The organism is Rickettsia argasii T170-B, from assembly GCF_000965185.1.
GTDB classification, from domain to species: Bacteria; Pseudomonadota; Alphaproteobacteria; order Rickettsiales; family Rickettsiaceae; genus Rickettsia; species Rickettsia rickettsii.
Genome location: NZ_LAOQ01000001.1, coordinates 42,370 through 63,131 on the forward strand (window position 1 = coordinate 42,370; position 20,762 = coordinate 63,131).

A 20,762-nucleotide genomic window follows, 5' to 3' on the forward strand; every position below is an offset into this window, starting at 1 on the left:
ACAAACTCCTGAGATTGCTTAGTCAATTACTTTGTAATTTCCTCGCAATGACGATTCCAATTTATAAATAATTAAGAGATTATGCAAACAGATAATACAAAATCAAACACTAATAAAACAGCTAAGCAAGAGTGGGGGGCTTTTGCTTTTGTAATATGTATTGCTTTACTTATTAGAATACTTATTATGGAGCCGTTTACAGTTCCGACCGGGTCTATGAAAGCAACCATACTTGAGAATGACTATATATTTTCTACGAAATATAGTTATGGTTATAGTAATTATTCTTTATCTTTTTTTGATTTTATTCCTCTTTTTCAAGGGCGAATATTTGCTCGTGAACCGGAGCGTGGCGATATTGTAGTTTTTCGTCCGCCTAACGATATGAGTGTTAGATATATAAAGCGTTTAATAGGGCTACCCGGCGATAAAATTCAATTGATTGATGACGTAATATATATTAACGACAAAAAAATAGAACGCACGGAAGTTGGAACTTATATAAGCGAAGAGGGAATAAAATATTTAAAGTTTAAAGAAACACTGCCAAACGGTAGAACATATTTTTCTTATAAGCTTGCTCCTATTTATGGCGTTATATATAATGATAGATACGGTAATACGGATGTTTTTTATATACCTGAAGGGAAATATTTCTTTTTAGGGGATAATAGAGATCAGTCAAATGATAGTAGAGTAAATCTTGGGTTTGTACCGTTTGAAAATTTTATTGCTAAAGCACAATTTATTTGGTTCTCAACAAAAATAACTTGGTGGGATAATGATATAGGAGTTATTAATCTAGTACTAAAGTTAAAGCCATGGATTGAATCTGTTAGGTTAAATCGAATTTTCAGAAATCTTTATAACACGGATGCGTAATGGAATCATTTGAGAAGTTAGAAAAGCTACTTAGCTATAGTTTCAAAAATAAAGAGCTTTTAATAGAGGCGTTGAGTCACCCGTCTTTAAGACAACATCACGAGTACAAGGATGATAAAGATTATGAACGATTAGAATTTCTAGGTGATGCCGTATTAAATTTAGTAATCACAGAAATTTTATTTAGAAATTTTGCAAATTATAATGAGGGGAATTTAGCTAAAATTAGATCATATTTGGTTTGCAAAGAAACAATATGCATGGTTGGAGCTAAACTTACTTTAAAAAATTATATAATTATGACTCATGGCGAAGAAGTAGCAGGCGGGCGTGATAATCTTAATAATATAGAAAATGCCACGGAAGCTTTAATTGCAGCTGTATATCTTGATAGCAATATTGAAACAATCCATGATATTATCGAGAAGTTATGGGCAGAATTTATAAAAGTTCAGAATTTAACGGATTATGACCCAAAAACTGCTTTACAAGAATGGGCTCAAGCTAGTGATCATCACCTACCTATATATCGTCTGATAAAAAGAGAAGGAGCCTCCCATTCATCGACTTTTACGGTTCTTGTAAAAGTAAAAGATTATGAACAAACAGGCACTGGTCACACAATAAAAGAAGCAGAGAAAAACGCAGCACGAAGCTTATTGCATAGACTTAAAAATGACTAATAGACATCGTGCCAAACCAGCTTATAGAGAGGAATTTAAAGGAGACACGGAAGCACTTGCCGCCGCAGCAGCGTACACACTAGTACGCGAGGAGGCGAGTACTGGATCGACGTCTAAATTACCTCTAGAAGTGAAGTTTAGGAAGACATCTAATCAGAAAACGGTATCGGTTTGTATAATCGGGCGACCTAATAGCGGAAAATCCACTTTATTAAACAGAATAATCGGTGAGAAGCTTTCAATCGTTACCCAAAAAGTTCAAACTACTAGGTCAATTATTACCGGTATTATTACCTTAAAAGATACGCAGGTAATTTTATACGATACGCCCGGTATATTTGAGCCGAAAGGGAGCTTAGAGAAAGCAATGGTAAGGTGTGCGTGGTCTAGTTTGCATAGTGCAGATTTAGTTCTGTTAATTATTGATAGTCTAAAGTCGTTTGATGATATAACGCATAATATTTTAGATAAGCTTCGCTCACTTAATATTGTTCCGATATTTTTATTGAACAAAATAGACATCGAATCAAAATATCTAAATGACATTAAAGCTTTTTTAACAGAAAATCATCCTGATAGCTTGCTTTTTCCTATATCTGCTTTATCAGGCAAAAATATTGATGGATTACTTGAATATATAACAAGTAAGGCCAAAATTTCTCCTTGGCTTTATGCGGAAGACGACATAACGGATTTACCTATGCGTTTTATTGCAGCAGAAATTACAAGAGAGCAGTTATTTTTAAATTTGCAGAAAGAACTCCCGTATAAATTAACCGTACAAACCGAAAAATGGGAAGAGCTTAAAGACAAATCTGTAAAGATTAATCAAGTTATAGTAGTTTCAAGAGAGAGCTATAAAACTATAATACTCGGTAAAAACGGCTCTAAAATCAAAGAAATAGGAGCAAAATCCCGAATGCAAATGAAGAGGTTTTTTGGATTTCCTGTTCATTTATTTTTATTCGTTAAGGTGCGTGAGCTGTGGGAGAATAATCAAGAATTTTATCAGTATATGAAGATATAAAGCTGTCACCCTGTGGCTTGACAGGCTTTGTTGGATGGTTTTCGATGTCATTCCCGCTTTCGCGAGCATGACATAAAAGCCATATAATAATGCCAATAAAAATAACATTAAATAATCATGATAATACTTGGGATTGATCCGGCACTTGGGAGTCTTGGATGGGCAGTAGTGGCAAAGGAGACCGTACAGTTGAAATATTTAGCTAGTGGTATTATTAGAACAAATAGTAAGGATGCAATTCATCATAGACTTGCTTTTATTAATAGTACATTAGAAAAAGTAATATTAGAATATCAACCAAATATGGCAGTGATTGAAGAAACATTTGTTAATACTAATAGTGTGACTTCTTTAAAGCTTGGATATGCTAGAGGGGCGATAATGTCGCTGATCGGTAGATATAATTTGGACATGCGAGAGTTTAAGCCAAATACGGTAAAAAAAACCGTAACAGGATATGGGCATGCAGAGAAAGACCAAATTTTGCATATGATAAAGCTTTTGCTGCCTGGCACTGCCTTAATTACCAATTCTGATGAAGCTGACGCCGTAGCGATTGCCTATACCTGCTTAGTTACAAAAAATTATTAAAATGAATCCAATAATAATATTAGTTGCCCCGCAAATGGGTGCGAATATCGGTGCTATTGCAAGAGCAATGAAGAATTTTGGTTTAAATGAGCTTAGAATCGTGGCTCCAAGAGACGGCTGGCCTAATGAGCAAGCACGTAGTAATGCAGTCGGAGCGGTTAATATTATAGATCATGCAAAAATTTTTGATAGCCTAGAGGATAGCATTAAAGACCTCGAATATTTATATGCTACTACTTGCATTAAAAGGGCTATGAATAAAAATTATGTATTTTCACAAAATTTACCTTTAGATTATCCAAATTCTGAAAAAGTCGGGATAATGTTCGGGCGGGAAAATAATGGGCTTAGCAACGAAGAAATCGCACTTGCTAATAAGATTATCACTATTAATACAACCGAATTTAGCTCATTAAACATTGCTCAAGCGGTTATTATTATATGCTATGAGTTGTTTCGTAATTCTACGCCCAGAGAGGATGTACATAACATTCAAAAATTAGCTACTAAAGAAGAAATAGAGCATTTTTTAGTAAATTTATTCGGCAAACTCGATAAAGCCGGATTCTTCAAGGCTCCCGACAAAAAAACTGCTATGCAACAAAATATCACTAATATATTTACACGTATAAATAGTTTCTCTTCCCCTGAAGTCCAAACTCTGCAAGGTATTATTAAATCTTTAAATCAATGATATTTAGTCATTTCTTAAGTTCAGGAACATAATTTCTTATTCGGTTATATATTTCATCAGCAAGCTTTTTATCGTAAGTATGAGAGGTCATATTACGATCAGTAAGCATATAAATCCATAAACTCTCATCATTTATAATACCGGCAACAAAAGCTTCCTTTTTTATCACTTCTTTAGGATAGTGAAGAACTGTGCCTTTTTGAGAAAAATATTCTTTTAAAAACTTCCAAGCGAGTTCAAAAGTCAATTCAAATCTTTGTATAGTGGCATCAATATAAGCCCTATCTTCTGTTGTCGGTTTTAAATAAATATCTTCAAGCGTCATAAAAGCTTTATGACATTTTTCAAGTTTAAGGTTTATTTTTGACATATATAATTTTTTTTTCTTTTAATATATTTTTATAAAGTTCAAACCTTACACAATCTATTTTTAAAAGTGTATCAGCATTTTCTATAATAGACATAACTTCTAGCCATTCTTGATCTGTAATATTAGGGCAGATAATTGCAATATCAATATCGGAATGCTCATCGTTATCCCCTCTAGCACGAGAGCCAAAAAGCCATATTTCGTTGACAAACGGTAAAGATTTTAGCTTATTAATGAATATATATGATTGTATATCTTTATCCATATAATTACCAGCTTTTGATTAAAGATTTAATAATTTCAGCTACTCTTTCTGCTTCATTTAAGGGTTTGTAGCTATATTCTTCTAGATCAATAGCCGACTTATCAAAAATTCTTGCTATCTTCTGTGCTACTAACTGCTTTATAAAAATCTTATGCTTTGAAGAATTAAAGTTTGGTGGGCAGAATATATAAAGAGGCTTGCCGCTTGAAGCTGCTTCACTGCACATTGAGATTGAGTCGGTCGTAGAGATTATATATTTTGCCTTGGAGAGCATAGCTATATAAGGATTATAGCCTGCGTCTTCGTTCGGGTCATAAATAATTGTGGAGGACGGCATATTATTTTTAATAATTGATTTTACAGTGTGTGGTGTACGTCTACTAAAGCTAATGAAAAAAGGTATTTTTTGATTAGTATATATTTTATTTAATAATGAAGCAAATAAAACTGCTTCATCTTTATGGAAGTTAAATTTTTTATTATTCCCACCAATTATCACTGCAATAAATTGTTTAAGATTAGGATAATGTTTTTGGAGTTCCAAGTTCGCTGCGGCGAACTGTTCGGTTACGTTGTTGATAGCTCCGTTGATGGGGATGATGTTTTTAAAGTCGTCATTGCGAGGAAATACGAAGTATTGACGAAGCAATCTAGTAAAAAAGCCCTGAGATTGCTTCAGCCACTTTGTGGTTTCGCAATGACGTTGGTCATGATAAGGCAGAATAACGGCATCAAATGCATTGTAAGGAAGATTAGGCTGCATTATTTGTATTAACTTGATATCTTTAAATTTCTTTTTTAAATAAAATGCTAGTACTGCCGTTCTTCTTCCAGCGGTAATTATCATATCAGGTGGGGACTTATCCAAAAGATACTGCAATAGCTCACTTTTTATATGAATAGGATAATATTTTAGTAAAAAGTTCGGTAGCTTAGCTAAGCAATTATATTCAAGCTTAATTGTTGTATATTCTTCCGTTAATTTTTCAGCAAGTGCAATAGCCTGATGGGTATTGCCTGTTCTATCATCCGCTAATACGTGTATTTTCATTGTAAATACTTCTCTAAAGGTAATGTTAATAAGTTTGTTAGAGGTAGTGATTTATCGCAAGCCTTGGCTATTTGCGGTGTGATCGGAATTTGAGCGATTAGTGGTATGTTATATTTTTGTGATAAATGTCCGCCACTATTATTTTTAAGCATATAGCTCATATTCTCAATTATTCCCAAAATAGGTAAATTTAGTTTTTGATATAAATCTATAGAACGTATTACGTCTATTTCTGATATTTTTTGTGGTGTAGTTACGATTATTACGCCGTCTAAATGATAATTTTCTAGTATACTTAAATGAATATCACCTGTCCCCGGCGGCATATCGATAATTAAATAATCTAAATTATCCCATTTTGTTACCGATAATAATTGATAAATAGTCTTACTCGCCATAGGACCACGCCAAATAATTGCCGAGTGGTCTTTAACGAAGAAGCCTATAGATATAATTGCGATGCTTTGAGCAAGTACCGGTATTATTCGTCCATCTTTCGTTTGCGGTACTTCGTTAATGCCGAATATATGCGGAATTGACGGACCGTAAATATCTGCATCTACTATCCCGACTCGGTAATTTGCTAGACTTAACTGCTGAGCGATAAGAGCCGATATTGTAGATTTCCCGACTCCGCCTTTACCTGACGCTACTAAGATAATTTTTTTTACATTTTCTACAAAATGTTTTGGTTTTTGAACTTTTTCCTCCATCGATTTACTTTTGGTAAAAACAATTGTTATTTTATTTACTTCCGAAATCTCGTTAAGTTTATTAATTGCCTTAAGTCTAATTTCTTCGGCTTCTAACTTGTTTTTACCTGATATATCTATTGAGAAACCGATATTATTACCTTTAATTATAATATCCGATATAACTTCATTTAAAAAAGTACCGTCTTTAAAGGTAATATGCTGAATTTTATCTATAATTTGTCGTTGGTGTAAATTCGCCATAATTAAATTTCCTTTTTAAAGCTGTTTTAAGCTCGTAACTTGACGTTATATACTATAATATATATAATTATCTCATCTTTAAAATAATATAAAACAACAAAGCAAATGCTTAATAAAAAATATATCTCAATTTTAAAAAAATCCCCATGGAAAGATTTTGATTCTGATAAAGAAGATAACATATTTACAAGACCGCGTAAAAATCAATTTAACTTTGATCAATTTCAATGCCCGTTTAATTTCAATGCTAAAACAATAATTTTAGCTGTTGTCGCAGTGGTTACTTTATGGCTCGCTTCGGGTATTTATGAAATAAAAGAAGGTGAAGAAGCAGCGGTAATAAGATTTGGGCGTTTTGTGCGTAAGGGCTACCCCGGGCTTAATTATCATTTACCGGCGCCTTTTGAAAAGATAATAGTTGAGAAAGTTAAACAATCACGTCGGATTGAGATTGGTTATCGTACAAATAGCTCTCTGCGTAGCGGTGGCGATAATACTAAAAATATTGCCGGTGAAAGTATAATGCTCACCGGTGATGAAAATATCATTGCTTTAAATTGTGACGTAATGTGGCATATTAATAATCTTAAAGATTTTATTTTTAACGTACAAAGACCTGCAGAAACAGTAAAAGCAACAGTCGAGAGTGCCGTTAGGGAAGTCATAGGCAATACTCCTATTTCTTGGGTATTATCTGATCAAAAACAGGAGATTACTTATAAAATAGAGAAATTAGCACAGAAGATATTGGATAGTTATAATGCTGGCGTTATGATTGAGAAAGTACAATTATTAAAAGCCGAGCCGCCTGCCGAAGTAATAGACGCTTATAGAGACGTGCAAACTTCAAAAGCAGATAAAGAAAAAGAAATAAATCAAGCTCAAGCCTATAATAATAAGATTTTGCCAGAAGCTAGAGGAGCGGCTGCAAAGATTATACAAGAAGCAGAAGGTTATAGAGCAGAAGTTATATCGAAAGCAGAAGGTGATAGCCAAAGATTTAATGCTATTTATAAACAATATGCTACAGGTAGGCAAGTAACTAGAGATAGATTATATTTAGAAGTAGTCGAAGAGATATTAGGCGGTTCAAATAAAACGATTATTAATAATGCACTACTGCCGCACATGGCTATTAAACCATAGGGGTGCTATGTCATTCCCGCGAAATCAAGGCTATACACAAATGACATCTAAACAACAAGGAATATTAAATGCAACAAAAGATTTATTATATAATTTTTACAATTGTTTTTGGGCTGATACTGATTTCTAGCTCCTTATTTTCAGTTGACCAACGCCAATCTGCAGTAGTATTCCAGTTTGGTGAGGCAGTTAGAACTATAGAAAATCCAGGACTGAATATTAAAATCCCGTTTATTCAAAATGTTGAATTTTTTGATAAGCGTCTTTTAGATGTTGAGGTTGAGGCAAAAGAATTAACGGCTGCTGACGGTAAACGAGTTATTGTTGATGCCTACGCCAAATTCCAAATTAATAATCCCGTAATGTTTTATAAAACGGTACATGATTATCAAGGTGTGAAAATTAGGCTGACTCGTAATCTTGAATCGTCAATGCGTAAGGTGATAGGTAAAATCTCGCTAAGTAGCCTTTTAAGTCAGGAACGTAGTAACGTAATGTTAAATATCTTAAATCAAGTGAACGGTGAAGCTAAAAGCTTCGGTATTGATGTTGTAGATGTTAGAATTTTAAGAGCAGACTTACCAAAAGAAAATAGTGCGGCTATTTATCGTCGTATGCAAACGGCACGTGAAAAAGAAGCAACCCAAATTAGAGCGGAAGGACAAGAAGAAAGCGTGCGTATTCGTTCAAAAGCAGATAAAGAAAGTAAAATAATACTTGCTAAAGCTTATAGAGATGCACAAATTATTAAAGGTGACGGCGATGAGAAAGCAGCAAAAATATATAATTCTGCTTATTCAGTTGACCCGGAATTTTATAAATTTTATAGATCACTTTTAGTATATAAAAATTCTTTAAAGAACGAGAATACTAATTTTGTAATTTCACCGGATGCTGAAGTTTTAAAATATCTAAATCTAACTAAGTAGTATACTATTCTATCTACTTTTTATTTACTTGGAGTATATGGTTAATCTGAAAATAGTTCTTGTTATAATAGTTTTAATATCAAGTAACGTTGTTCTAGCAAAAGAAAATAGTAAGTTTTTAAAAGTAGCAGCTCAAGAAGAGAATGAATTTACGGAAATAAATTCTGCTCCTTTAAAAGTAAGTGAAGCCGCCCGTTATAGCTTTGCCGATATAGTTGAACCGTTAATTCCTGCAGTCGTTAATATTTCAACAATAGAATATGTTAATAGTAAATCAAAAAATGCCGAGAAAGATCCTCTGCAAGAAAAAGTTAATGATTTTTTAGAAAAGCTTAATATACCGCTGAATTTGGAAGAGGTTGATCAAACTCCGAAAAGTGTCCCGCTTGGTTCAGGATTTATTATTGAACCTAACGGCTTAATAGTGACAAACTATCATGTAATTGCAAATGTTGATAAAATTAATATAAAACTTGCAGATAATACCGAATTATCGGCTAAATTAATAGGTAACGATACTAAAACCGATTTAGCTCTCTTAAAAATAGATAGCGAGGAACCTCTACCTTTTGTTGAGTTTGGAGATTCAAATGATGCAAGAGTAGGAGATTGGGTTATTGCGATCGGTAATCCGTTCGGTAATCTAGGCGGTACGGTGACAAGCGGTATTATTTCTTCTAAAGGGCGGGATATCGATATAGATACGGACAATATAGTCGATAATTTTATTCAAACAGATGCTGCAATTAATAACGGTAATTCCGGTGGTCCTATGTTTAATTTGGATCAGAAAGTAATCGGCGTAAATACGGCAATTTTTTCACCGCTCGGTACTAATATAGGTATCGGTTTTGCAATACCGTCAAATACTGCAAAGCCTATAATCGAACGTCTTAAGAAAGATGGAAAAGTAAGTAGAGGACGCCTTGGAGTAACAATACAAGATTTAACCGCGGAAATTTCTGAAGGGTTAGGACTTAAAAATACTAGGGGGGTGTTAGTAGCTAAAGTACAAGAAGATGGTCCAGGTGATAAAGCGGGAATTAAAACAGGTGATATAATAATAGAGTTTGCAGACATACCGGTTAAAAATACTAAAAAATTACGTGTAATTATTGCAGATGCTCCTATTGATCAGGAAGTAAAAGTAAAAATACTTCGCGATAAAAAGGAGCTTGAATTACCTATTAAAATTACTTCGGATAATGAAGAGGTTACCAAAGATTCTACAGAAGAGACCAATAAGAAAGAAATAACAAATAAAGAAGAAAATAATTTATCTATTACTAAAAATAATATTACTTTTGGTAATTTGACTGAAGAACTAAGACAAAAATATACTATTCCTCAAGATAAAATGGGAATAGTTATAACCAATATTGATGAAGAAGAAAGTAGCTTCAAAATTGGTGATCTAATAACCAATATTAATCAGGAAAGCATAGACGATATAAGTAAGCTAGAAGAATTATATGAAAATGCTAAAAAATCAGATAAGCAAAATATTTTGCTCCTGATTGAAAGGGGTAGTAGTAATATGTTCGTACCATTGCAGGTTATGTAAGATATAGTTTTCTATGTCATTCCCGCCTTCGCGGGAATGAAAAATAACCTTAACATTGATACAAAAATTACATATTTAATCAAATAAAGCTATAAAAATAAGTTTTTTATAGCTTTTACTGGATTCCCGCCTTCGCGGGCGTGACATAGAATGTAAAAATAATACCTAAATAATTTATGAATGAAAAAATAGCAATTTTAAGTGCATATAGTTTTGTTAATATAGAAGAACCGGCGAATTTGATACCGAAACTTTTGCTTATCGGTAAAAGAAAATATGTTAGAGGTACTATTTTATTAGCTAATGAAGGTTTTAACGGTTCTTTTTCAGGTTCATATGAAAATGTGAATCTTGTACTTGAAGAATTGATAAAGCTGACCGGTCCCAAAGATGTTAACGTTAAAATAAATTATAGTGATGTTCATCCTTTTCAGAAATTGAAAGTCAGACTTAAGAAAGAGATCGTAGCAATGAACGTTGATTATTTAAATGTTGATTTGTTTAAAGGCGAATATATAGAGCCGAAAGATTGGGATGAATTTATCACAAAACAATATGTTATAGTAATAGATACTCGAAATGATTATGAAATAGAGGTTGGTACATTTAAATCAGCAATTAATCCTAATACCAAAACATTTAAACAATTTCCTGCTTGGGTTCAGCAGAATCAAGAATTGCTCAAAGGTAAGAAAATTGCTATGGTTTGTACAGGTGGTATCAGGTGTGAAAAATCCACCAGCTTACTTAAAAGCATAGGTTATGATGAGGTATATCATTTAAAGGGTGGAATACTGCAATATCTAGAAGATACACAAAACAAGAACAATTTATGGCAAGGTGAATGTTTTGTCTTCGATGATAGGAGAGCAGTGACAGATGATTTATCGCCCGTAGAAAGACATTGGTTGCAGAGATAGATGTCGTTGACCGATTGAAACGTGTAGTATGTCATTCCCGCGGAAGCGGGAATCCAGAAAAAAGAGAGCTTTTAATTTTAAAAATTCAGTATATGTGTATTTTTTAATTACTGGATTCTTGCTTCCGCGGGAATGACATAACCCTTTTTTATTTATTAGAAATATATGACTAAAACCAAACAAGAAATTTATAATAAGCGTCCAACTTCACCGCATTTAACTATATATAAGCCGCAAATAAGTTCTATATTATCAATTTTGTATCGTATGACCGGTGTAGCTTTGTTTTTTGCGGTGTCAATCTTGGTGTGGTGGTTGATTCTTAGTAAATATGACAATAATTATTTACAGCTTGCTGAATGCTGTATTATAAAAATATGCTTAGTAGCTGTTAGCTACGCTTGGTTTTATCATTTATGTAACGGCATTCGGCATTTATTTTGGGATATCGGTTACGGTTTTTCTATAAAATTGGTTAATATCACCGGTGGGTGTGTAGTGGTAGGATCTGTATTATTAACGGTATTGTTATGGGTGTAGTAATTAAAAACGTCATTGCGAGGAGATGCGTAGCATCGACGTGGCAATCTCAGAAATAATAACAAATGCCTGAGATTGTTTGGTCAATTGCTATGCAATCTCCTCGCAATGACGAAAAGCTAAAACAAATAATAGAGAAAATTAATGGTATATGATTTTAAAGCAGAAATTGTAAAAGCAAAAAATAGCGGTTCTGCTAAAAGCGGTTCTCATCATTGGTTATTGCAAAGAGTAACGGGGATTATATTAGCTTTATGTTCTGTGTGGCTAATATATTTTACGTTAACCAACAAAAATAATGATATAAATATTATTATGTGGGAACTTAAAAAGCCTTTTAATGTAGTAGCTTTGTTAATTACGGTGGTTATTTCGTTGTATCATGCGATGCTTGGTATGCGTGTAGTAATTGAGGATTATATCAGTTGTTATAAATTACGTAATACATTGATTATAATAGTGCAATTATTTTGCATTGTTACTATTGTAGCTTTTGTAGTAGCGCTGTTTTATAAAGGATAAAAATTGTCATACCGCGGCTTGACTGCGGTATCCAGAAAACAATTTATAGCATTATTGTGTATTGGATTACTGGACCCCGTGGTCAAGCCATGGGGTGAAAGAGGTAGACAATTCACGTGTCAAAATAGTAAAAAATTAATTTAATGACCAAAGCGTATAATATCATTCATCATAAATTTGATGTAGTAGTTGTAGGTGCAGGCGGAGCAGGTCTTCGTTCTGCATTCGGTATGGCTAAAGAAGGGCTAAATACCGCTTGTATAACTAAGCTGTTCCCAACCCGTAGTCATACTGTGGCTGCTCAGGGTGGAATTAGTGCAGCTCTTGGGAATATGGGCGAAGATGATTGGCGTTGGCATATGTATGATACGGTAAAAGGTTCTGATTGGTTAGGCGATCAGGATGCCATTGAGTATATGTGCAAAAACGCTCCCGATGCGATTTTAGAGCTAGAGCATTACGGCGTACCTTTCTCAAGAACTGAAGAGGGAAAAATTTATCAGCGTCCTTTTGGAGGAATGACAACAGAGTACAGCAAAGGAAAAGCAGCTCAGCGTACATGTGCTGCGGCAGATCGTACGGGGCATGCCATACTTCATACTTTATATCAACAGTCACTAAAACATAAAGTACAGTTTTTCATTGAGTATTTTGCTATTGATTTATTGATGGAAGATGGTGAATGTAGAGGCGTAGTTGCGTGGAATTTAGATGATGGTAGTCTGCATTGTTTTAGAGCTCATAATGTAGTGCTTGCAACGGGCGGATACGGGCGTGCTTATTTTTCGGCGACGTCTGCTCATACTTGTACGGGTGATGGGGGCGGCATGGCGATTAGAGCCGGTCTTCCACTGCAAGATATGGAATTTGTACAGTTCCATCCGACAGGTATATATTCGGCAGGCTGTCTTATTACCGAGGGGGCAAGAGGTGAAGGGGGATATCTCGTTAATGCAAACGGTGAGCGTTTTATGGAGCGTTATGCTCCTGCTGCAAAGGATTTAGCTTCAAGAGATGTAGTTTCAAGAGCAATGACTATAGAAATCAGAGAGGGGCGAGGAGTCGGCGAGCATAAAGATCATGTATTTTTACATTTAAATCATTTATCGCCTGAGATTTTACATAGTCGTTTGCCCGGTATCTCTGAGACGGCTAAAATTTTTGCCGGTGTTGACGTGACTAAAGAGCCGATACCGGTGCTTCCTACGGTACATTATAATATGGGTGGGATACCGACGAATTATCACGGTCAAGTCATAATCAAAGACGGTAAAAATCATAATAGAGTAGTAAAAGGGCTTATGGCAATCGGTGAAGCGGCTTGCGTATCGGTACACGGTGCTAACCGATTAGGATCAAATTCTTTGCTTGATTTAGTAGTATTTGGTAGAAGTTCTGCATTAAAAGCAGCCGAGCTTATTAAGCCTGCGAGTCCCCACAAGTCTATAAAAGAAGCAAGCCTTGAAAAAATTATAAATAGATTTGATAAAGTCCGTCACGCTAACGGTAATATTTTAGTTGCAGAGTTAAGGCTTAAAATGCAAAGAACTATGCAAAGCCATGCTTCGGTATTTAGAACTCAAGAGGTACTAGATGAAGGAGCAGGAATGATTAGTGAAATAAGAAGCAGCTATAAAGATATAAAAATTAACGATAAATCTTTAATTTGGAATAGCGATTTAGTGGAAGCCTTAGAGCTAGATAATCTATTTGATCAAGCTTTAGTAACGGTATATTCGGCAGCTGCAAGAAAAGAAAGCAGAGGAGCTCATGCACGTGAAGATTATCCTGATCGTAATGATGGGGATTGGATGAAGCATACTCTTAGCTCTATCGATGAAGCAGGTAAAGTAGTTCTTGATTATAAACCTGTGACTTTAACTACTTTAACCGATGAAGTAACAGCAGTCCCGCCGGTGAAGAGAGTGTACTGATTAATGTTCTTATGTCATTCCTGCGAAAGCAGGAATCTAGAAACCTTTAATGTTATCCCGCGATCCAAAAATGTTTATTTTTTAGATATCACGGTTAAGCCGCGGTATGACAAGAAAAAAATATATATAAAATATGTTTGAGTATTTAATAAAATTCTATCCAAAAATCTTTTTTATTGTAGAGGGAATTTTGGTAACTTTAAAATATAGCGTTATTGCCGTTATATTCGGTTTAGTAATAGGGATGCTGCTCGCTATTTGTAAGGTAAATAAAAATCGTGCTTTAAGGCTTTTTGCAAATTTCTATACTTCTATTTTCAGAGGAACGCCTTTATTAATTCAATTAAGTATTATTTATTTTGCTTCACCTTATATCATAGGCATTAAATTTAGTGTGTTTATGGCGGGAGCTATTTCTTTTTCTCTTAATTCGGGAGCATATGTTTCCGAAGTAATCAGGGCAGGGATTAATGCAGTTGATAAAGGGCAGTTTGAAGCGGCTGAAGCTCTTGCTATTCCAAAGTTTTTAATAACGAAAGATATAATTCTGCCGCAAGCAGTTAAAAATATTTTTCCGTCATTAGTAAATGAGCTTGTAAATTTGATTAAAGAATCAGCCATTATTTCTATGCTTGGAGAAATGGATTTAATGCGTAGAGCACAAATTGTATCAATTGAAACATATAATTATTTTTTTCCAATGCTTATTGCTGCGTGCTGTTACTATATTTTAGTGATGTTAATCAGCTTTATAGCAAAAATAATTGAGAAAAAAATGATTGTTAATTAAAACATACTTGCTTTTATGGAAAAAGTAATTATAATTTAAATTTAGTGTAATTTACAAATTCTTGTAATTTGTATTTAGAAATGGTGGAAAATAAAGGGTGGAAGTATTTTTCACCCTTTAATTATCGTATATAAGTTTTTTTTGGAGTATTTTTTTTTAATGCCGACATATAATCAATTAGTACGTTTTGGGAGAAAGTCAAAAACTCGTAAGACCAAATCTCCTGCCTTAGAATCTAATCCTTTTAAAAGCGGTGTTTGCCTAGTTGTAAAAACCGTTACCCCTAAAAAGCCTAACTCTGCACTTCGTAAGATTGCAACGGTGCGTTTAAGTAATAAAAGAACCGTAAATGCATATATTCCTGGTGAAAAGCATAGTGTAAAGGAACATGATAGGGTGTTAGTAAGAGGCGGTCAGGTTCCTGATCTTCCGGGGGTGAAATATCATATCGTACTTGGTGCTTATGATATTGCCGGAGTTAAAGGACGTAAGCAAGGTCGGTCACGTTACGGTGCTCCTCGTAAGCAAGTTGCAGTTACAAAAAAATAAATTATTAGTTAGAGAGAAAAAATAAAATGTCACGTCGTCATGCCGCGGAAAAGCGAGTAATTTTACCTGATATGAAATATAACAGTATTTTACTGTCAAGATTTATCAATAATATTATGAAAGAAGGGAAGAAAGCCCTTGCAGAGAAAATTGTTTATTCAGCCTTTAATAAAATTGAAAAGAAGCATAGAGTTGATCCGTATCAAACCTTTAATAATGCTATGCATAACGTGAAGCCGCATTTAGAAGTAACTTCGGTTAGGGTTGGAGGAGCTAATTATCAAGTTCCGACGCATGTTGATGAAAGAAGAGGATATGCCCTTGCTAGCCGTTGGATTATTAATGCTGCGTCAAAACGTTCTGAAAAAATGATGATTGATAAACTTGCTGAAGAGCTATTTGAAGCTTCTAATAATAGAGGCGTTGCCATTAAGAAGAAAGAAGATACTCATAAAATGGCCGAAGCTAATAAAGCTTTCTCTCATTTTAGCCCTAAAAAAATGAAATAAGGTAGGGTATAATGAGTAAAATAAATAAACTTGAGCATATTCGTAATATCGGTATATGTGCCCACATTGATGCCGGTAAAACCACAACTACCGAACGTATTTTATATTATACCGGTAAATCGCATAAAATAGGTGAAGTTCATGAGGGTGGTGCTACCATGGATTGGATGGAACAAGAACAAGAACGCGGTATAACCATTACCTCAGCTGCTACTACTTGTAGATGGCAAGATAAAATAATTAATATTATCGATACTCCTGGACACGTTGACTTTACTATCGAAGTAGAGCGTTCGCTTCGTGTGCTTGACGGTGCGGTTGCAGTATTTGACGGTGTAGCAGGTGTTGAACCGCAGTCAGAAACGGTTTGGAGGCAAGCAGATAAATATAATGTTCCTAGAATGTGTTTTGTCAATAAAATGGACAGAATGGGAGCAGATTTTTATAGATGCGTTGAAATGCTCAAAGATCGTTTAGGAGCAAAACCGCTTGTTATTCAGTTGCCTGTAGGGATTGAAGAAAATTTTAAAGGTATAATTGATCTTGTTAAAATGAAAGCAGTGATTTGGAAAGATGAAGCACTTGGAGCTGAGTATTTTGAAGAAGATATACCTGCCGATATGAAAGATAAAGCTGAAGAATATCGTGCTAAATTACTTGATATGGTTGTTGAGTTAGATGATCATGTTATGGAAAAATATTTATCAGGTGAAGAAGTAACAGCAGAAGAGATTAAAAGATTAATCAGAAAAGGTACTATTTCAGCAGCATTTTATCCGGTTTTATGTGGTAGTGCTTTTAAAAATAAAGGGGTACAGCCTTTACTTGATGCCGTAGTAGATTTCCTACCTTCGCCTATTGATATAGGTATAGTAAAAGGTATGGAAGTAAGTACTGGTGAAGAAAAAGATTTCCCTATTTCGGTAACTGAGCCTTTTGCAGCTTTAGCATTTAAAATTATGAATGACCCGTTTGTCGGTTCATTAACTTTTATTAGAATATATTCAGGTAAAATTACTTCAGGAACAACTGTTATTAATACCGTAAAGAATAAAAGAGAAAAAATCGGTAGAATGCTATTAATGCATGCTAATAATCGTGAAGACGTAAAAGAAGCATCAGCAGGTGATATAGTAGCTTTAGCAGGTCTTAAAGATACTACCACAGGTGATACGTTATCCGATATTGATCAGCAAGTAATCTTAGAAAGAATGGAATTTCCAGAGCCGGTAATTGAGCTTGCGGTAGAACCTAAATCAACAGCCGACCAAGAAAAAATGGGCCTCGCACTTTCTCGTTTAGCAGCTGAAGATCCATCATTTAGAGTGTCAACTGATCATGAAACAGGACAAACAGTGATAAAAGGAATGGGAGAACTCCATTTAGAAATTATCATTGATCGTATGAGAAGAGAGTTTAAGGTCGAAGCAAATATTGGAGCTCCTCAAGTAGCATATCGTGAAACTATAACAAAAGCTTGTGAAATTGATTATACTCATAAGAAACAATCCGGCGGTGCAGGACAATTTGCTCGTGTAAAAATTATTTTTGAGCCTCTAAAAGAGGTAAAAGATCTAAAAGATGAAGATAAAAATAAAATTTTTGTCTTTGAAAGTAAAATCATCGGCGGTGCCGTGCCTAAAGAATATATACCAGGTGTTGAAAAAGGATTAAATAATATTAGAGAAACCGGTATTATTGCTGGTTATTCTATGATTGATTTTAAAGCAACTTTAGTTGACGGTGCGTTTCATGATGTAGATTCTAGTGTACTTGCGTTTGAAATTGCTGCAAAGGCAGCATTTAGAGAAGGGATGCCGAAATGTAATCCTAAATTACTTGAGCCGATTATGCAAGTTGAAGTTATCACTCCTGATGAATATATGGGTGATATTATAGGCGATTTAAATAGTCGTAGAGGACAAATTCAAAGCATGGATCCAAGAGGGAATGCTCAAGTAGTCACTGCGAATGTTCCTTTAGCGGAAATGTTTGGTTATGTTAATACGCTTAGGTCTTTATCGCAAGGTAGAGCTCAGTTTAGTATGATATTCTCTCATTATGATCAAGTGCCGAGTCAAGTAGCTGATCTTATTAAGGCTAAAAAATAATTTAGGGGTGAGGTGTCACGTCTTACAGAAATAAATGTTGTTTTACCGTGGCAGCTTATAAATTAGAAGTACTGTTTATTATAGTAATTTTTTAATAGTAACAAATATTTTTAATAAATTTTATTGATTTTTTATTAAAAATATGATAGGAGTGTAGCTCAATTGGTAGAGCGCCGGTCTCCAAAACCGGAGGTTGCGGGTTCGATACCTGTCGCTCCTGCCATTATAGGCTTAGAGCTTTTTTGCTATAAAATATAGAATTTTACAAAATTTGCTTATAGAGAGAAATTTGAAAGAGGTACTTCACCTCGAATTGCAGAGTACATACTAGTATGTGAGAATTCCAGTGCTGGATCATCGTCTCGATTGCCTCTAGAAGTAGAATTTTGTAAGAAGTCTAATAAATTACCTAACAAAAATATGTTTAAAGAATATAAAATTTATAAGTTTTTTGAACAAGTTAAACAAGAAACTTATAAGGTAGTTTGGCCAACTAGAAAAGAGCTTGTTGCTTCAACATTAGTAGTGGTAGTAGCAGTTTTTATTTTTAGCCTAATTTGTTTGGTACTTGATTATAGTATACATAACATAATGCAGCTTTTGCTTAATATCGGCAAATAGTATAAGGAATAAATTGTGACAGAACAGAGTATAGATAATATATTGCCTTCTTCTGAAAAAAATGTAAAGCAGTGGTATGTAGTACATACGGCATCAGGAGCAGAGAAACGCATTAAAGAAGATATGCTTAGAAAAATCGCTAAACAGAACATGACGGATTTTTTTGAAGATATATTAATACCTGTTTTTGGAGTTTCTGAAGTTAAACGCGGTAAAAATGTCAAGGTAGAAAAAAAACTAATGCCGAGTTATATCTTGATAAAGATGAATATGACTGATAAATCTTGGCATTTAGTAAAAAATATATCTGGAGTAACCGGCTTTTTAGGAAGCAAAACCACGCCAAAAGCTCTTACAGAAAGTGAAATACAAAATATTTTTAATAATTTGGAAGCAGAAGCTAAAGAAGCAAAGAATTCTAAATTGTATGAAGTTGGTGAAATAGTGACTGTTATAGACGGTCCTTTTGAAACTTTCATGGGTACAGTAGAAGAAATAGATCAAGAAAAAAATAGGTTAAAAGTTTCAGTTGCAATATTTGGTAAAGCAACTCCAATAGAACTAAATTTTAATCAAGTAAAGAAAAATGATTAAAAGTTGGACTAAATACGGTTTATAAATTACTTAAGCTGTATTGTGCGAATGTTTAGGATGTCATTGTTGCGGGATAATGCGTCGTCATTGCAAGCAGCCGTAGGCTGCGTGGCAATCTAAAAGAAATAATACAAAACTTCTGATTTACAGAATTTTTTTCTTCCTTGTTTTGTCAAAACTTACAGTTTTGTCTTGCAATGATGGGAAACAAGATCCATGCAATTGTTACAAAGTAATATTAATTTAAGAGAAAAATAAGGATATTTATAAATGTCTCAGAAAGCAATAAAAGGTTATATTAACTTGATAATTCCGGCTGCTGGAGCCACTCCTGCACCTCCTATAGGACCGGCCCTAGGACAAAGAAAAGTTAATATTGTAGCATTTTGTAAAGATTTTAATGATGCTACGCAAGGTATGGAAAAAGGAATACCTCTGCCAACCGTAATTACCGTTTATGAAGATAGTAGTTTTTCTTTTAAAATAAAAACTCCTCCTGCTTCGTACTTTTTAAAGAAGTATGCTAAAATTACTAAAGGTTCTAGTGCTACTAAAAAAGAAGCAGTAGTAGGTAAAGTTACTATGGATGATTGTCGTGAAATTGCAAAGTTAAAAATGCCTGATTTAAATACAAAAAATATTGAAGCAGCAACAAAAATTATTTGTGGTAGTGCTGCATCTATGGGACTTGAAGTAGTAGGGAATTAATTATTATGTCAAATAAGAAAGATGTCGCTGTAAAAATTAGCGGCGGTAAAAACATAAGAGAAGCTAGAGAAAAAGTAAAATCAGATACTTTATATAATTTAACAAATGCAGTTGAACGATTAAAATCAGCATCATATGTTAAATTTGACCCAACCTTAGAAATAGTTATGAAGCTTGGAATTGATCCTAGGCATTCCGATCAAATGGTACGTGGTGTAGTTAATTTACCTGCCGGTACAGGCAAAACCGTAAGAGTGGCCGTTATTTGTAAAGAAGAAAGAGAAGAAGAAGCTAAAAGTGCCGGAGCAGATTTAGTAGGTTCAACAAATATTATTGATGAAATTAAAGCAGGGAAAATTAATTTTGATGTATGTATAGCTACTCCCGATATGATGGCAGCTATAGGTTCAGTTGCAAGAATTTTAGGACCAAAAGGTTTAATGCCTAACCCTAAACTTGGTACCGTAACTTTAGATATTAAAAATGCTATTAAAAATGCTAAAAGTGGTCAGGTAGAATATAGAGCAGAGAAAGCAGGTATAATTCATGCAGGGCTTGGAAAATTATCTTTTTCAGACCAAGCTTTATTAAAAAATTTAAATGCGTTTATTGAGGCAGTAATTAAAGCAAAACCTGCCGGATTAAAAGGGAGTTATTTAAAAGCAATGTATTTATCTTCTACTATGGGAGCATCGGTACAAATAGATTTAACTAGTATAGCATAATTTTTATAGCCGTTTAACGGTAGTATAGTAATAATAAAAAAATTTTGTTATTTTAAGCATTTGTATCAGTTTAAATATATT

24 protein-coding genes and 1 tRNA gene are annotated in these 20,762 nt (G+C 34.1%); 21 read left to right on the forward strand and 4 right to left on the reverse strand.

The genetic code is table 11. The features are described 5' to 3' along the window. Window positions 1-81 precede the first annotated feature (81 nt). The 5 genes from lepB (at window position 82) to RAT170B_RS00225 (ending at window position 3,877) form a co-directional block, all read left to right on the forward strand. Entirely contained in the window at window positions 82-882 is an 801-nt protein-coding gene (lepB, locus tag RAT170B_RS00205; RefSeq protein ID WP_045805293.1) for a signal peptidase I, read from the forward strand. Further along, window positions 882-1,565 carry a ribonuclease III gene (rnc, locus tag RAT170B_RS00210; protein ID WP_045805294.1) on the forward strand — a complete coding sequence of 228 codons (684 nt, stop codon included), beginning with the start codon at window positions 882-884 and terminating at the stop codon, window positions 1,563-1,565. The genes lepB and rnc overlap by 1 nt, the downstream gene beginning before the upstream one ends. After that, window positions 1,558-2,592: a GTPase Era gene (era, locus tag RAT170B_RS00215; RefSeq protein ID WP_045805295.1), complete on the forward strand. Its 1,035-nt coding sequence runs from the start codon at window positions 1,558-1,560 to the stop codon at window positions 2,590-2,592. The genes rnc and era overlap by 8 nt, the downstream gene beginning before the upstream one ends. Before the next feature lie 117 nt (window positions 2,593-2,709). Further along, window positions 2,710-3,183, forward strand: coding sequence for a crossover junction endodeoxyribonuclease RuvC (gene ruvC, locus RAT170B_RS00220; protein WP_045805296.1), 474 nt, complete (start codon window positions 2,710-2,712; stop codon window positions 3,181-3,183). 1 nt (window position 3,184) lies between these two features. Then, on the forward strand, window positions 3,185-3,877 hold the full coding sequence (locus RAT170B_RS00225; protein WP_045805297.1) for an RNA methyltransferase: 693 nt from the start codon (window positions 3,185-3,187) through the stop codon (window positions 3,875-3,877). 7 nt (window positions 3,878-3,884) lie between these two features. Here RAT170B_RS00225 and RAT170B_RS00230 read toward each other — a convergent pair whose 3' ends face one another. Genes RAT170B_RS00230 through RAT170B_RS00245 form a run of 4 tightly spaced genes read right to left on the reverse strand, consistent with a single transcriptional unit; the run spans window position 3,885 to window position 6,519 of the window. Next, the gene (locus RAT170B_RS00230; RefSeq protein ID WP_045805298.1) at window positions 3,885-4,247 is read right to left on the reverse strand and encodes a nucleotidyltransferase substrate binding protein; all 363 of its coding nucleotides are present in this window, start codon (window positions 4,245-4,247) and stop codon (window positions 3,885-3,887) included. Continuing rightward, the gene (locus tag RAT170B_RS00235) at window positions 4,228-4,512 is read right to left on the reverse strand and encodes a nucleotidyltransferase domain-containing protein (protein WP_045805299.1); all 285 of its coding nucleotides are present in this window, start codon (window positions 4,510-4,512) and stop codon (window positions 4,228-4,230) included. Before RAT170B_RS00235 ends, RAT170B_RS00230 begins: the two co-directional genes overlap by 20 nt. Before the next feature lie 4 nt (window positions 4,513-4,516). After that, complete coding sequence (locus RAT170B_RS00240; RefSeq protein ID WP_045805300.1) at window positions 4,517-5,563, reverse strand: mitochondrial fission ELM1 family protein; 1,047 nt, start codon at window positions 5,561-5,563, stop codon at window positions 4,517-4,519. Continuing rightward, a complete protein-coding gene (locus RAT170B_RS00245; RefSeq protein WP_014013874.1) occupies window positions 5,560-6,519 on the reverse strand; it encodes an Mrp/NBP35 family ATP-binding protein in 960 nt (319 codons plus the stop codon). Before RAT170B_RS00245 ends, RAT170B_RS00240 begins: the two co-directional genes overlap by 4 nt. Window positions 6,520-6,624: 105 nt before the next feature. Here RAT170B_RS00245 and hflK point away from each other — a divergent pair, with 105 nt between their 5' ends. From hflK to rplA, 16 genes are all read left to right on the forward strand, one after another. Next, window positions 6,625-7,665 carry an FtsH protease activity modulator HflK gene (gene hflK, locus RAT170B_RS00250; RefSeq protein ID WP_045805301.1) on the forward strand — a complete coding sequence of 347 codons (1,041 nt, stop codon included), beginning with the start codon at window positions 6,625-6,627 and terminating at the stop codon, window positions 7,663-7,665. A 68-nt stretch (window positions 7,666-7,733) separates the two neighbouring features. Continuing rightward, on the forward strand, window positions 7,734-8,594 hold the full coding sequence (gene hflC / locus RAT170B_RS00255; RefSeq protein ID WP_045805302.1) for a protease modulator HflC: 861 nt from the start codon (window positions 7,734-7,736) through the stop codon (window positions 8,592-8,594). Between the two features lie 37 nt (window positions 8,595-8,631). Next, entirely contained in the window at window positions 8,632-10,158 is a 1,527-nt protein-coding gene (locus RAT170B_RS00260; RefSeq protein WP_045805303.1) for a Do family serine endopeptidase, read from the forward strand. Between the two features lie 176 nt (window positions 10,159-10,334). Then, a complete protein-coding gene (locus RAT170B_RS00265) occupies window positions 10,335-11,078 on the forward strand; it encodes a rhodanese domain-containing protein (RefSeq protein WP_045805304.1) in 744 nt (247 codons plus the stop codon). Window positions 11,079-11,243: 165 nt separating this feature from the next. Continuing rightward, window positions 11,244-11,618, forward strand: a complete 375-nt coding sequence (sdhC, locus tag RAT170B_RS00270) for a succinate dehydrogenase, cytochrome b556 subunit (protein ID WP_014013879.1) — start codon at window positions 11,244-11,246, stop codon at window positions 11,616-11,618. A gap of 144 nt (window positions 11,619-11,762) precedes the next feature. Further along, the gene (gene sdhD, locus RAT170B_RS00275; protein WP_014013881.1) at window positions 11,763-12,140 is read left to right on the forward strand and encodes a succinate dehydrogenase, hydrophobic membrane anchor protein; all 378 of its coding nucleotides are present in this window, start codon (window positions 11,763-11,765) and stop codon (window positions 12,138-12,140) included. 143 nt (window positions 12,141-12,283) lie between these two features. Then, window positions 12,284-14,074, forward strand: a complete 1,791-nt coding sequence (gene sdhA, locus RAT170B_RS00280; RefSeq protein WP_045805305.1) for a succinate dehydrogenase flavoprotein subunit — start codon at window positions 12,284-12,286, stop codon at window positions 14,072-14,074. Between the two features lie 133 nt (window positions 14,075-14,207). Continuing rightward, a complete protein-coding gene (locus tag RAT170B_RS00285; RefSeq protein ID WP_045805306.1) occupies window positions 14,208-14,864 on the forward strand; it encodes an amino acid ABC transporter permease in 657 nt (218 codons plus the stop codon). A gap of 159 nt (window positions 14,865-15,023) precedes the next feature. Continuing rightward, a complete protein-coding gene (gene rpsL, locus RAT170B_RS00290) occupies window positions 15,024-15,413 on the forward strand; it encodes a 30S ribosomal protein S12 (protein ID WP_004996647.1) in 390 nt (129 codons plus the stop codon). 26 nt (window positions 15,414-15,439) lie between these two features. Further along, complete coding sequence (gene rpsG / locus RAT170B_RS00295; RefSeq protein ID WP_004996646.1) at window positions 15,440-15,922, forward strand: 30S ribosomal protein S7; 483 nt, start codon at window positions 15,440-15,442, stop codon at window positions 15,920-15,922. A gap of 11 nt (window positions 15,923-15,933) precedes the next feature. After that, on the forward strand, window positions 15,934-18,033 hold the full coding sequence (gene fusA, locus RAT170B_RS00300; RefSeq protein WP_045805307.1) for an elongation factor G: 2,100 nt from the start codon (window positions 15,934-15,936) through the stop codon (window positions 18,031-18,033). Between the two features lie 147 nt (window positions 18,034-18,180). Further along, window positions 18,181-18,256: transfer RNA gene (locus tag RAT170B_RS00305), tRNA-Trp, on the forward strand. 197 nt (window positions 18,257-18,453) lie between these two features. Next, on the forward strand, window positions 18,454-18,654 hold the full coding sequence (gene secE / locus RAT170B_RS00310) for a preprotein translocase subunit SecE (RefSeq protein ID WP_004996644.1): 201 nt from the start codon (window positions 18,454-18,456) through the stop codon (window positions 18,652-18,654). Window positions 18,655-18,669: 15 nt separating this feature from the next. Then, window positions 18,670-19,248, forward strand: a complete 579-nt coding sequence (nusG, locus tag RAT170B_RS00315; RefSeq protein ID WP_014120529.1) for a transcription termination/antitermination protein NusG — start codon at window positions 18,670-18,672, stop codon at window positions 19,246-19,248. A 270-nt stretch (window positions 19,249-19,518) separates the two neighbouring features. Further along, window positions 19,519-19,956: a 50S ribosomal protein L11 gene (gene rplK, locus RAT170B_RS00320; RefSeq protein ID WP_045805308.1), complete on the forward strand. Its 438-nt coding sequence runs from the start codon at window positions 19,519-19,521 to the stop codon at window positions 19,954-19,956. Window positions 19,957-19,961: 5 nt separating this feature from the next. Continuing rightward, complete coding sequence (gene rplA, locus RAT170B_RS00325) at window positions 19,962-20,681, forward strand: 50S ribosomal protein L1 (RefSeq protein WP_014013888.1); 720 nt, start codon at window positions 19,962-19,964, stop codon at window positions 20,679-20,681. Window positions 20,682-20,762 lie beyond the last annotated feature (81 nt).